14 protein-coding genes are annotated in these 12,059 nt (G+C 68.6%); 7 read left to right on the forward strand and 7 right to left on the reverse strand.

Going from position 1 to position 12,059, the window contains the following annotated elements:
• Positions 1 to 35: 35 nt before the first annotated feature.
• From OG205_RS19635 to OG205_RS19645, 3 genes are all read left to right on the forward strand, one after another.
• On the forward strand, positions 36 to 1,052 hold the full coding sequence (locus OG205_RS19635) for a hypothetical protein (RefSeq protein ID WP_330277683.1): 1,017 nt from the start codon (positions 36 to 38) through the stop codon (positions 1,050 to 1,052).
• A 10-nt stretch (positions 1,053 to 1,062) separates the two neighbouring features.
• Positions 1,063 to 1,635 carry an ester cyclase gene (locus tag OG205_RS19640; protein WP_330277684.1) on the forward strand — a complete coding sequence of 191 codons (573 nt, stop codon included), beginning with the start codon at positions 1,063 to 1,065 and terminating at the stop codon, positions 1,633 to 1,635.
• Between the two features lie 87 nt (positions 1,636 to 1,722).
• Positions 1,723 to 3,057 carry a serine/threonine-protein kinase gene (locus tag OG205_RS19645; RefSeq protein WP_330277685.1) on the forward strand — a complete coding sequence of 445 codons (1,335 nt, stop codon included), beginning with the start codon at positions 1,723 to 1,725 and terminating at the stop codon, positions 3,055 to 3,057.
• Between the two features lie 3 nt (positions 3,058 to 3,060).
• On the opposite strand, the gene OG205_RS19650 is transcribed toward OG205_RS19645, so the two are convergent.
• Positions 3,061 to 3,666: a response regulator transcription factor gene (locus OG205_RS19650; RefSeq protein WP_330277686.1), complete on the reverse strand. Its 606-nt coding sequence runs from the start codon at positions 3,664 to 3,666 to the stop codon at positions 3,061 to 3,063.
• Positions 3,663 to 4,625: a sensor histidine kinase gene (locus OG205_RS19655; RefSeq protein ID WP_330277687.1), complete on the reverse strand. Its 963-nt coding sequence runs from the start codon at positions 4,623 to 4,625 to the stop codon at positions 3,663 to 3,665. The genes OG205_RS19650 and OG205_RS19655 overlap by 4 nt, the downstream gene beginning before the upstream one ends.
• 111 nt (positions 4,626 to 4,736) lie before the next feature.
• Between OG205_RS19655 and OG205_RS19660 the strand changes: the two genes are divergently transcribed.
• Positions 4,737 to 5,225: a GlcG/HbpS family heme-binding protein gene (locus tag OG205_RS19660; RefSeq protein WP_330277688.1), complete on the forward strand. Its 489-nt coding sequence runs from the start codon at positions 4,737 to 4,739 to the stop codon at positions 5,223 to 5,225.
• 46 nt (positions 5,226 to 5,271) lie between these two features.
• On the opposite strand, the gene OG205_RS19665 is transcribed toward OG205_RS19660, so the two are convergent.
• The 4 genes from OG205_RS19665 to OG205_RS19680 all read right to left on the reverse strand — a co-directional run bounded on the left by OG205_RS19665 (position 5,272) and on the right by OG205_RS19680 (position 8,058).
• Positions 5,272 to 5,697 carry a helix-turn-helix domain-containing protein gene (locus OG205_RS19665; RefSeq protein WP_330277689.1) on the reverse strand — a complete coding sequence of 142 codons (426 nt, stop codon included), beginning with the start codon at positions 5,695 to 5,697 and terminating at the stop codon, positions 5,272 to 5,274.
• A gap of 557 nt (positions 5,698 to 6,254) precedes the next feature.
• Positions 6,255 to 7,076 carry a helix-turn-helix domain-containing protein gene (locus OG205_RS19670; protein WP_330277690.1) on the reverse strand — a complete coding sequence of 274 codons (822 nt, stop codon included), beginning with the start codon at positions 7,074 to 7,076 and terminating at the stop codon, positions 6,255 to 6,257.
• Entirely contained in the window at positions 7,076 to 7,279 is a 204-nt protein-coding gene (locus OG205_RS19675) for a hypothetical protein (RefSeq protein ID WP_330277691.1), read from the reverse strand. Before OG205_RS19675 ends, OG205_RS19670 begins: the two co-directional genes overlap by 1 nt.
• Positions 7,280 to 7,674: 395 nt before the next feature.
• A complete protein-coding gene (locus OG205_RS19680) occupies positions 7,675 to 8,058 on the reverse strand; it encodes a hypothetical protein (RefSeq protein ID WP_330277692.1) in 384 nt (127 codons plus the stop codon).
• A gap of 98 nt (positions 8,059 to 8,156) precedes the next feature.
• On the opposite strand from OG205_RS19680, the gene OG205_RS19685 reads away from it, so the two are divergent.
• Complete coding sequence (locus OG205_RS19685; RefSeq protein ID WP_330277693.1) at positions 8,157 to 8,981, forward strand: class II glutamine amidotransferase; 825 nt, start codon at positions 8,157 to 8,159, stop codon at positions 8,979 to 8,981.
• Between the two features lie 87 nt (positions 8,982 to 9,068).
• Positions 9,069 to 9,650, forward strand: a complete 582-nt coding sequence (locus OG205_RS19690) for a DUF4360 domain-containing protein (protein ID WP_330277694.1) — start codon at positions 9,069 to 9,071, stop codon at positions 9,648 to 9,650.
• Here the strand turns inward: OG205_RS19690 and OG205_RS19695 are convergent.
• The gene (locus OG205_RS19695) at positions 9,595 to 10,878 is read right to left on the reverse strand and encodes a glycosyltransferase 87 family protein (RefSeq protein ID WP_330278193.1); all 1,284 of its coding nucleotides are present in this window, start codon (positions 10,876 to 10,878) and stop codon (positions 9,595 to 9,597) included. The genes OG205_RS19690 and OG205_RS19695 overlap by 56 nt on opposite strands.
• A 105-nt stretch (positions 10,879 to 10,983) precedes the next feature.
• On the opposite strand from OG205_RS19695, the gene OG205_RS19700 reads away from it, so the two are divergent.
• Positions 10,984 to 12,024 carry an acyltransferase family protein gene (locus OG205_RS19700; protein ID WP_330277695.1) on the forward strand — a complete coding sequence of 347 codons (1,041 nt, stop codon included), beginning with the start codon at positions 10,984 to 10,986 and terminating at the stop codon, positions 12,022 to 12,024.
• Positions 12,025 to 12,059: the final 35 nt, after the last annotated feature.

Genomic DNA, 12,059 nt, shown 5'->3' on the forward strand with positions numbered 1-12,059 from the left:
CAAATTAACCCACAGTGTGGGTATTGGAGGGGATGATGAGCTTCACCAGGATCGACACGCTCGACAAGATGGACGTCGAAGGCGGGCCGGGCGCGCGGCTGCGGGTCGTGCGCGAACGCGGCGAGGCGTTCCGGCGAGAGTTCGCCACCACCGGCACGCCGGGCAGCATCGTCACGCGCGACCTCGTGACGTTGCCGTACCCGACGCGGTTCGGGCTGTTCAGGGCGTCGCGGGCGATCGCGCCGTTCCTGTCGATCACGAACCGCATGCTGGTGATCCGTTGGCACGACGGCGGCCGCGAGCGGATCCTGCTGTTCGAGCCGAGCGACCACGAGTACGGCCGGTACACGCCGTACTTCGAGGACCTGTCGGGCCGGACGCCGGACGTGATCGAACGGCGCATGGTCAAGGTCCACGGCACCGTGCCCGGCCATCTCGAACGGCTCGGCATCGCGCCCGAGGACGTCGACTACCTGATGTTCGACCACCTGCACACGCAGGACCTGCGGCGCTGGATCGGCGCCACGCCGTACTTCCCGAACGCCAAGGTGATCGTGCAACGCGACGAACTGGCGGCCCTGACCGAACTGCACCCGCTGCAGAAGCCGTGGTACCAGCCGGACACCTACCGCGACCTGCCGCAGGAGGCGTTCCTGCCGATCGACGGCTCGGTCGTGCTGGGTCCGGGCGTCGCGGTGATCAAGACCCCCGGCCACGTGTTCGGCAACCAGAGCCTCGTCGTCAACACCTCGACCGGCATCTGGGTGAGCAGCGAGAACGTGATCGCCGCCGAGGCACTGACGCCCGAGCACTCGAAGCTGCCCGGCCTCGCGTCGTGGACGCGCCGGTGGCAGCAGGAGGTCGTGCTCAACGCGAACACCGTCGAGACCACCGCCGACCAGTACAACTCGATCATCCTGGAGAAGACGCTCGCCGACCGCAGCCAGGCCGACCCGCGGTTCGTGCAGTTCTTCCCCTCCAGCGAACTCACCGGCGCCTGGACGAACCCCGGCACCAGGCCCACGTTCAGCCACCGCCAGATCGTCCACTGAGGAGCTTTCGATGCCTTCGCGTTTTGTCCTGCCGCCCGAGGAAGTCCTGCAAGCACGCGAAAAACTCGTGCTCGACCACTTCCGCGACGAGGTGGCGCACGACTGGGACGCCACGCTCTCGACGTTCCCGCACCCGCACTACGAGGTCATCGCGCAGATGGTCGTGCACGACGGCGACGACGCGGTGCGGCAGTACTACACCGACACGCGCGTGGCGTTCCCCGACCAGCACCACGAGCTGATCTCGTTCCGGCACAGCGTCGACGCCGTGATCGTGGAGTTCTGGCTGCTGGGCACGCACCTCGGGCCGTTGGGCAAGATCCCGGCGACCGGCGGCAAGCACCGCACGCGCATGAACGCGTACTTCATCTTCGACGCCGACGAGAACCTCGTCACCGAGCGGATCTACTTCGACCAGCTGTCCGTGCTCAAGCAGGTGATCGGCGGCATCGACCGCAAGAAGCCGAGCGGTCTGCGGAAGTTGTTGCAGGTGCTGCGGGGCGTGCTCGCGATGTCGGGCAGCCGGCCGGACGCCCGCCTGACCAACACCACGCCTCCAGATCTCACTGCTCCGAACGAGTAGTACTTCAAGGCCCCCGAAACGCCCCGGCGCGCGCGATCGACGAAGGTCCTGATCGCGTCGCGCGCGGAGGAAGGGGCTTGTGGGTCGATGATCCGCTTCGAGGACAACGACGGCACCGAGTGGCGCCTGGACGAGGGCGCTCCGATCGGGGACCGGGGCGGAATGGGCCAGGTGTTCGCCGGTCACGCGGCCGACGGCACGTCCGTCGCCATCAAGAAGATCGTCCTGCCCCGCCCCACCGAGAGCAAGAAGCGGCAACGGGACCGCGAGATCGAGATCGTCGAACGCCTCCTGCTCGCGAAGCGGTCCGGCCACGACACGAGCCACCTGGTCCTACCCCACGGCTACTGCTTCCTGGGCGACGACCTGCTGATCGTCATGCCGCGCGCGGAGAAGTCGCTGAAAGCCGCCCTGGAGGACGAACCGTTCTCCACGGCCGCCGGCGTCGACGTGGTGCGCCAGGTGGCCCTGGGTCTCCAGCAGCTCTCGCGGCAGAGCATCGTGCACCGCGACCTCAAGCCCGCCAACGTCCTGAAGTTCGGCGCTGTCTGGAAGATCGCCGACTTCGGCCTGTCCAGGGACCTCTCCGAGGCGACCGGGACCTACACCCTGGCGGGGTGGGGAACCGATCCCTACACGGCCCCCGAACTGTGGCTCAACCATCCGGCGGACGCCATGTCGGACCTGTACGCCCTGGGGGTGCTGGCCTTCGAGGTGTTCACCGGCGACCTGCCGTTCAAGGGCCCCGAGGACGACTTCCGGCGCCAGCACCTGCACGACGCCCCACCCGCCCTCGACGACCTCTCCCCCAAGATCGCCCGCCACGTCCTGCGCCTGCTGCACAAGCGCCCGGCCGAACGCCCTCAGGACGCCCGCGCGGTCTACGACGGCCTCGCGACCTACGCCCTGACACCGCAACAGGACTCGCTGGTCAACGCGGCTTTGGGGGTCGAGCAACGCCTCATGACCCGGCAGACCTCGGCCTCGGCCGCCGAGGCGGACACCGAGCGGCAGGAAGGCCTGCGCCACCGGGCGCTGGCCGACCTGGACGAGATCCTCGCCGACGCCCACGACGACCTCCGCGAGGCACTGCCGGACGTGCGGATCGACGCGGCGGCACGGACGATCTCACTGGGCGACCTGGTGGTCACCTTCGAAACGTTCGAACCGCTCCGTCTGTCCACACACGACACCGCGGGCAAGGCGGTACTCCTGGGCGTCGTCCGCGAACACAAGCGCGAAAAACGACCTCAGAACGGCGCGGTGCACGCACACCTGAAGTACGGGCCGGACGCCGAACTGCGGCTGCGCTGGACCTTCACCGGTCCGACGCCGGCGGACGTGCACCAGCGGGCACTCGACGCGAGCGCGGTGCTCGACCTGCTGCGCGCCGCGATGGAGTCGCACGCGGGACGGCACTAGCGGCTAGAGCCGGATCAGCTTGCGTTCCACGGCGGTCGTCACGGCCGCCGTCCTGGTCTCGACGCCGAGCTTCGCGAAGATCCGCACCAGATGGGTCTTCACGGTGGCCTGGCTGATGAACAGCTCCTTCGCGATCTCCCGGTTCGCGAGGCCCTTGGCGAGGCTCTCGAGGATCTGGATCTCGCGTTTGCTGAGCTTGGGCGCGGGGTCGCGGACCTGGCCCAGCAGCCGTTGCGCGATGTCCGGGGAGAGGACGGTCTGGCCCGTCGCGGCGGTGCGCACGGCCCTGGCGAGTTCTTCCGGTGCGCAGTCCTTGAGCAGGTAGCCGATCGCGCCTGCCTCGACCGCGCGCACGATGTCGGCGTCCGAGTCGTACGTCGTGAGGATCACGACCTGCGGCCCGTTCTCCACCGCGCGGATCTGCCTGGTGGCCTCCACGCCGTCAATTCCCTTGCCCAGTTGGAGATCCATCAGCACTACGTCCACAGTGGACGCGATTTGCACGGACTCCTCGCCGTTCGCGGCCTCGACCACGTCGAAGTCGCGCGACAGCAGGCCGACGAGTCCGAACCGGACCACCGGATGATCGTCGACCACCAGGACCCTCATGGCGTCGGCACCGTCACGGCCACCGCGGTTCCCTCCCCCGGCGCGCTCTCCACGGACACGGTGCCGCCCAGTTCGGCGATGCGCCCGCGAATGGACGCCAACCCGTAGCCGCGGCCGTCCGCGGTGCGGACCGCCGACAGGTCGAAACCGCGGCCGTCGTCCACCACGTCCATCGTCACCGCGTCTCCCAGGTAGGACAACGTGATCGCCACCCGGCCGGCTCCCGCGTGCTCGGCCACGTTGGCCACCGCGCCCTGCGCGACCCGCAGCAACGCCACCTCTGTCTGCACGCTCAGGGCGTACGGGTCGCCGTCCACCTCCACGTGCGGGACCAGCCGGTGCAGCGCGTCGACCAGCGTGCCCTGGATCGGCGACAGGTCGCGGACGAACCGGCGTGCCTCGCCCAGGTTCTCGCGCGCGACCTCGGCGGCCCGCTCGGACTCCCCGAGCGACAGCAGCAGGTTGATGCTGGAGAAGCCCTGGGCCAGGGTGTCGTGGATCTCGCGGGCGAGGCGCTGGCGTTCCTGCAGCACCCCGGCCTCGTGCAGGAGCCGGGCGCGATCGAAGAACACCGCCGCCGTCAGCACCGCGACACCGACCGGGCCGAGCACCAGCGACCAGTCGAACGTCGCCGCGAGCCTGATCTGGGCCAGCACCACCGCCGCCGTCAGCACGGCCGCGATCGGCAACGCCACCCGCGGCCTGAGCTGGCGCAGGCACTGGAAGAACAACGGGATCGCGCACCAGCCGAAGCTCGGCGCCAGCCACACCAGCACCAGCCACACGGCGAGCACGACCGGCAACGCCCGCGTCCACCGCACGCTCGCGGGATAGAACACGGCGAGAGCGAGCGCGAGGCCGAGCACCACGAGATCGGCGCCGTGGTACGCGACGTACCGCGCCGCCGACGCCGTCAGCAGCACGTAGAAGCCCGCGTGCATCGCTCTGTGCAGCCACACATCGGCGACCTTAGGCGACAGGCACACCACGGCGGGTCAACCGATGGGTTGAACCGCGGTTCAACCGTCACCACCAGGGAAAACAGCGCTGACCAGCGCATCGTTGGTGCCATGGACCTCAAGAAGATCGCAGTCGCCACCCTCGTCGTGCTGAGCATCGGCGGCGGCTACGCGGCGGCCGACCAGCGCACCACCACCCGCACCGAGAAGGTGCTGACCGTCGACGCGGCGATCAGGGCCGCCCAGGCCACCCTCGACGCGGCGGAGAAGGAGAACCAGCGCGTCACCGTGGCCGTGGTCGACCGCAGCGGCGACCTGGTGGTGCTGCTGGCCGGTGACGGAGCGGGCCCGCAGACCGAGGAGTCGGCGCGGCGCAAGGCGTTCACCGCGGTGTCGTTCAACGCCCCGACCTCGGAGCTGGCCGGCCGCGTCACGGGCCAGGGCGCGACGCTGCGGGACATCCCCGGCACGTTGTTCCTGGCAGGCGGCGTGCCGGTGGCGGTCGACGGCACGTCCGTCGCGGGCATCGGTGTCGGCGGCGCGCCCAGCGGCGACCTGGACGAGAAGTTCGCGAAGGCGGGTCTCGCGACCCTCAAATGATGCGATGGAGGCCGTCCATGCGAGGGAACGGACGGCCTCCATCGGCTCACATCAGCAGGGCGACCACCGCACCGCCGAGGGCCGTTCCCACGAGGAACGTGCCCGCGAGCCACGTCAGGGACGGGCGGGTGCGCACCGGCCGGTCGAAGTCGGCGAAGTCCGGCACGTAGTCACCGACCTCACCAATCGGCATCGGCTCCGCCGCGACCTCCGGCGTCTCGCGCAGTCGCAAGTAGGCCCTCTTCCACGCCGGGATCCGGTCCTCCGGCTCGCCGCAGACCAGCAGGAAGTGCTCGACGCGCCCGAACGTCGAAGGCAGCCTGCCGTGTTCCTCCTGGCACATCTTGTGCAGGGTGCTGCGGGACTGCGGATAGCCGAGATCCTTGCTGCGCTTGGCCATCTCGGTGAACGTCATGCCGGACCGCGTTCGCACCGTTCTGAGGCCGTTGAGGAAGGCCGTGGTGGTCCGCATGCCGGCCGGGTCCGGCCCAATCTCGGGGTGCCCTTCAGCACCCCTCGAATTCCTAGCCATGAAGAATTGCTCCACATTCTGCAAAGGATCCGAACGCGACCTCTCACCTGCGTGGCAGCGGTACGGGAATACCGGCATCCCACGAGAGAGGGTCGTGACCTTACACGCGCAACTGCGACCGAAGAAATCGACGCGCTCCATCCACCCAAAGCAACACCCGCATCGACTGTCGGTGAACACTGATCAGTAGCTCAACAATGCGTCGATCAGTCGATCATCACTCGATCCGGTACGGAACACGGAGAGATCCCGCAGGTAGGGCGTCCGACGACGTCACGTAGCCGTTCCACCACCCTGAAACGGCCGCGCGAGCGTGTAACGTCCGGACGGCACTGAGCGAATTCGTTCACGGCCCTCACGAACTCCCGGCCAGGCCTGCATCTTCTGCAAAGGATCCGGACGCGGCACGGGACATCGGGAGCAGACCCTGCGGGAACAGGGTCTGCTCCCATCACACGAAAGCAATTTGGTGGACGCGGCAACAAATAGCGATTCGGTCACCCGAACCGCGCCGCAGCCAAAGGCCACAACGCGGTGATCAAACACAGCATCATCATGAGCGCGACCAGCGCCGCACGACCGGCACGCGCGGCTGTCACCGTGCACGCCCGCCCACGTCTGGGCGTGGTGATCGTGACGGTGAACAGCACACGGTCTCGGCGCCGGCGCCTGGTCCGGACGGCCTGGGGAGCGGCACCGGTCAGCCGGACGCGTGCCTCCTGCCACGCCGCGACCCACTCGTCCTGTGCGGCGTCGCCGACGCCGCAGGCCTGGACGAACGCGCGGACCTGTTCCTCACGCGCCGGTAATCGCTCGTGATTGACCAGGTGGTGCGCTGTGCTGCGCGGCAGGCTGTCGCTGCGGCGTCCGATGTCGGTGAACGACGTCCCGGTCTGGATCATCAGCCGCCGCAGCTGGTGGTTGAACTGCTGCGCCGAGTTCACCCGCCTGGCCTGGACAAGCGGATCCGGCCCCTGCAACGGGGTCGCCGGTTTCGCGGAGGGTTTAGCCCGCATCGGCCTCAGCGACGGCTGGGTGGGCGGCCCGCTGACCTCCCGCACCCATCGCCACACCGCCTCCTTGAACTTCCTGTCGTGCTCACCGGGAGCGGGCAGGGCGTCGTTCATCGCCAGCCACTGCAGGTGCGGATTGAGCCCCTGCCGCCCGTCCAGGAAGTCCTTGAACAGTGCTTCCGCCCGCCCACTGCCGGCGGCGAGGTCGTCGGGAGCGGGTCTGCCCGCGAGGTTCCAGCGCCGGATCACATCGGCCCTCAGAGCCGCCGCCAGGCCGGCGGCGGCCTCGGGTGTCTCGGCGGACATCAGCGCGCGTGCCCGCCGAACTGGGACAGCATGCCCAGGCCGACCACGATCGCGTTGACGATGACGACGGTCTCCAGCACGAGGCTCGCGCTGTGCCCGCGTTCGGTCATCGCCCAGATCAGGGCGATGTTGCCGAGCAACGGGTTGGTGTGCGGCATCGCGGTGAGCTTGCGCAAGAAGGGCAGGTTGAACTCGAACTGCATGGGACGTCCCGTCTTTTGGTGACTCCGAACTTCGCTCCAGCCCCGTCACCGGCGGTGCCAGCCGCCTCGTGGTGATCAGGTTCTGCGGAGCCTGCTCACCCATGCTGCACCGGGAAAACTCAGGCGTGCCAGCCAGAACGGGCGTGTCGCCGCGAGTGGGGACGGCCGTGGGACAGACTCGGAACGTTTACCGCCGTCCAGGACCGTCCAGGACCGTCCACGCGGTTGTCATGGACACCGTGGACGCGCAGATCAGCCGCGTCCAATTGGCGGGGTTTCGCGGGACGAATAGTGTTGGCCGCGGCGCGAAAGCGCTGTGCCTGCTCGAACCGCGGACTGGTGACTCCGGACGTGCACCGGGAGGTACTGCGGTGGCCGGGGGTGCCAGCCTCCGGTCACCGGCGCCGTTCGGTCGCGCCCCAGCCGGGATTGATCCGCTCCGTCGCCTCGGGGTCGATGGCGTGCCGAGCCACGTGCTTGCCCGGCTTCGGCTTCTTGCTCATCAGCATGAGCGCGACGGCCACGATCAGCCCGATCGTGGCCAGGCCGGCGGCGACGGCGCGGGCGGCCGGGTGTTCGAGGATCAGCGTGCTGATGGTCAGGGCCAGCACGAGTGCGGCGATCGGGCCGATGACGGCGATGTCCGAGCGTTCCTCAGGCTCCTGCGAGGGCTCCGCCGGGGGCGTCACCTGCACGACAGGCGCGTACACCTCGATCGTCTCGAAGTTCCCGCGCGGCTGCTCGTAGGGCGGGGGCCGTAAGCCGGGAGGGACCGTCACCCCCGCCATGCTGCCCGAGGAAGGCGCGCCGCCGCAAACCTCGCATTTCACATGACGTACGTGTTCCCATGTAACGCCTGGTTATAGGGAGGTTCGTCATGTGCCGGTGGCTCGCGTACTCCGGTTCTCCGGTCCTGCTGGAGGAACTGCTCTACGCGCCCGAGAACTCGCTCGTCATGCAGTCCAAGCACGCCAAGCTGGGCGCCACGGCGGTGAACGGCGACGGGTTCGGCATCGGCTGGTACGGCAACACGAGCACTCCCGGTCTCTTCCTGAGCACCGAGCCGGCGTGGAACGACCGCAACCTGCGGGAACTGTCCGCGCAGATCACCGTCGACCGGGTGTTCGCGCACGTGCGGGCCTCCACGGGCGGCGCGGTGCAGCGGTCGAACTGCCACCCGTTCCGCCACCAGAACTGGTTGTGGATGCACAACGGGCTGATCGCGAAGTTCCCGCTGGTGCGGCGCGAGCTGATGCTGGCGATCGACCCCGTGCTGTTCCCGCTGATCGAGGGGTCGACGGACTCGGAGATCATGTTCTACCTGGCGATCAGCTTCGGGATGGAGCAGGACCCGCCGGCCGGGGTGGCGCGCATGGTCGAGTTCGTCGAGGACGTCGGCAGGCGCGCGGGCGTCGAGTACCCGATCCAGATGACGGTCGCGGTCACGGACGGCTCGACGACCTGGGCGTTCCGCTACTCGAGCCGCGGCAAGTCGCGGAGCCTGTTCCACAGCACCGACGTGTCGACGTTGCGCCGTCAGTACCCGGACAACCCGGCGCTGCACCACCTCACCGACGACTCGCGGCTCATCGTGTCCGAACCGCTGGCCGACCTGGTGGGGGCCTGGCAGGAGGTGCCGGAGTCGACCTGCGTGGTGGTCAGGCCCGGCGTCGAGGAGGAACTCATGCCGTTCAAGCCGTGAATCGTCAGGTGACCGTCAGTTGACGAACCGCGATTCGTCATAGCGTCTGGTGCTGCCGCCGCCACGGACCCCTCGGAGAGGTTCCACATGCTCACCACGGCAGCGGCAGCACTCATCGCCCTATCCGCCCTCGCACCCGCGGAAGAGGCCCCGGCACCCGTTCTGGAGGTCGTGACCGTCAACGGCTCGGGGTGTCCGGCGGGCGACGCCGACGTCCAGACCGACGGCCGGACGTTCACGATCGGCTACCACACCTTCCTGGCGCGGGCGGGCAACGGCTCGTCCCCGCTCGACCAGCGCAAGAACTGCCAGGTCAACCTTCGGGTGAACGTGCCGGAGGGCTTCACCTACGGCCTGGCGAGAACCACCTACGAGGGCTACGCGCACCTCCAGAACGGCGCGACCGGACTGAGCCGGGTCAGCACCTACCTGCAGGGCACCTCGCCCACCGCGACGGTCAGCCAGTCGTTCACCGGTCCGTTCAGCGACAGCTGGCAGACCCACTACCGCCCAGGTTCGGCCGAGATCCAGTGGGCGCCGTGCGGTGAACGGCGCAACATCAACATCAACGCCGAGGTCCGCGTCACGCTCGGGTCCGCGGACCCCGACCGGCTCAACTTCGCGATCGTGGAATCCAGTCGCGGCGCGGTGCGCGTGAAGCGCTGCTGAGCTCCCGCCTGGTGGCGGTGATCGCCGCCGCCACCAGGCCGATGATCGCGACCCACGTGTACGCGTCGCCGTAGACGTGTTCCTGCCACGACCACAGCATCTCCTTGTCGCCGGTGCTCGGCAGCCACGTGAAGGGCTGCACCAGGAAGATCACCAGCAACGCGCCGAGCGCCGGCCACGCCCAGTTCCCGCGCGCGAAACCCAGTGCCAGGAACGCCGGGACGCACCAGACCCAGTGGTGCGACCACGAGACCGGCGAGACGAGCAGGCCCGCCGTCGCGATCGCTGTCAGCGCCGTGACCTCGTTACGAGCCCCGTGCGCGGCCACGACCGCGAGCGCCACGACGATCAGCGACAACCCCAGCCACAGCAACGACTCCGCGTGCTCGCCGGGGTTGATCCGGTGCAGCACACCGCGCAACGACTGGTTCGCCATGTACGCGAGACCACCGGCGCGGCTCGGGTCGAGCAGCGCGTGGAACCAGAACTCGGCGGAATCCTTGGCGGCGAACAGGAATCCCAGCACCGCCATGCCGGCGAAGGCCACCGTCGACATCGCGGCCGCCCGCCATTCCCTGCGCACCAGGAAGTACAGCAGGAAGATCAGCGGGGTCAGCTTGATCGCGGCGGCCACCCCGACCAGCAGGCCGCGGAACCGCGGATCGCGCACGGCCAGGCAGTCCACCACCACGAGCGCCATCAGCACCAGGTTGATCTGTCCGAAGAGGAACGTCGAGATCACCGGTTCCAGTGCCACCGCGAGGATCGCGACCGCGGGCCCGACGGTCCACACGACGTCCGAGCGCCGGGTGAGGCGTGCGGTGACGAGAACGCTCACCACCGACAGGCACAGGAAGTTCACCACGACCACGAGCGAGTTCGCCGCCCAGATCGGCAGGAACGTCAGGCCGCTGAACAGCACGGCGGCGATCGGCGGGTAGGTGAACGGCAGCCTCGGGCCGTCCAGCGCACCGGGGAAGTCGACGTAGAGGGCCTGTCCCTGCGTCCAGGCCACCCCGCCGGTGCGGTAGACCTGCAGGTCCAGGAAGTAGAAACCCATGCCCATCAAGGAGATCGGCAACGCGGCCAGCGCCACGAACCACAGCACGCGCACGACCTTGCGCGCGGCCACCCAGCGGTGCCGGGTCAGCAGTCGTCTCCTGCCGGACTCGAACGCGCCGGTGGACATCGGCGGGACCTCGTCGGCGAGCCCCTTGATCAACAGCATCTCGTTCACGACTACTTCTTGGCCGGATCGCGGATCGGCGTTTCACCAAAAGGAATGTGACAGTCCTCATGGGAACGCTCAGGGGGTCATCGACCAAGAGGGGACATGACCCACGAGCAGTTCCTTGCGCTGAAGCGCTTTCCCGCACTGGACGGTGTGCGCGCCATCGCCGCGTTGATGGTCGTGTTCTTCCACTACGGCGGGCCGGGCTTCCTGCAGGGATGGCTCGGGGTCCAGATCTTCTTCGTGCTGTCCGGGTTCCTGATCACCACGTTGCTGCTGCGCGAACAGGCGCGCGACGGCCGGATCAGCCTGAAGGAGTTCTACCGCCGCAGGGCGTTCCGCATCCTGCCGGTCTACCTCGTGGTCCTGCTCGTCACGGCGGCGGGCCTGCTGGTCGCCGGGCAGTTCTGGCAGAACCCGCTCGGCCGTGACTTCCCGCTGTACCTGACGTTCCTCAACGAGTTCGGGCACGGCGGCGCGTACGGGCAGTCGTGGTCTCTTGGCGTGGAACAGAAGTTCTACCTCGTGTGGCCGTTGCTGGCGTTCGCGCTGCTGCCGCGCTGGCGTCCGGCGGTGACCGTCGGACTGATGGCGCTCGCGTTGGCCGTGGTGCCGTTCACCGTGTCGTCCGACCCCAAGGGCTGGTCGGTGCACTACTTCACCGTGCTCGTCGGCTGTGTGCTGGCGTTGCTGATGAACAGCAAGCGGGGGTTCGCGGTGATCAGGCCGTTCATGACGCCGTGGGTGATCCTGCTGTTCCTCGGCGTGCACCTGTCGGTGCCGTACATCTCCGGCGCGCTGGACGGCGCGATCCCCGGTTTCGTGTCGGTGGTGCCGATCTACGCGGTCGCCGTGGGGCTGATGCTGCCCGCGCTGCTGGCGCCGGGGCTGGCGCAACGGGCGCTGTCGGCTCGCCCGATGGAGTGGCTCGGCGAGCGGTCGTACTCGATCTACCTGGTGCAGTCGATCGCGCACTCGATCGTGCTGCTCACGGGCACATCAGGCCTGGTCATGGCACTGTTGACGTCAGTGGTGGCGATCGGGATCGCCAATCTGACCTACCGGTTCGTCGAGCTGCCGATGATCAGGCGAGGCAGGTCACACCGTCCGGCCGGGAACGCGTTGGCACCGATCGGCCAATAGTTTCCGTGAGCACCGAGACAGCGCCGCCGGCGCGA

It is taken from the genome of Lentzea sp. NBC_00516, from assembly GCF_036346835.1.
Lineage (GTDB): Bacteria > Actinomycetota > Actinomycetes > Mycobacteriales > Pseudonocardiaceae > Lentzea > Lentzea sokolovensis.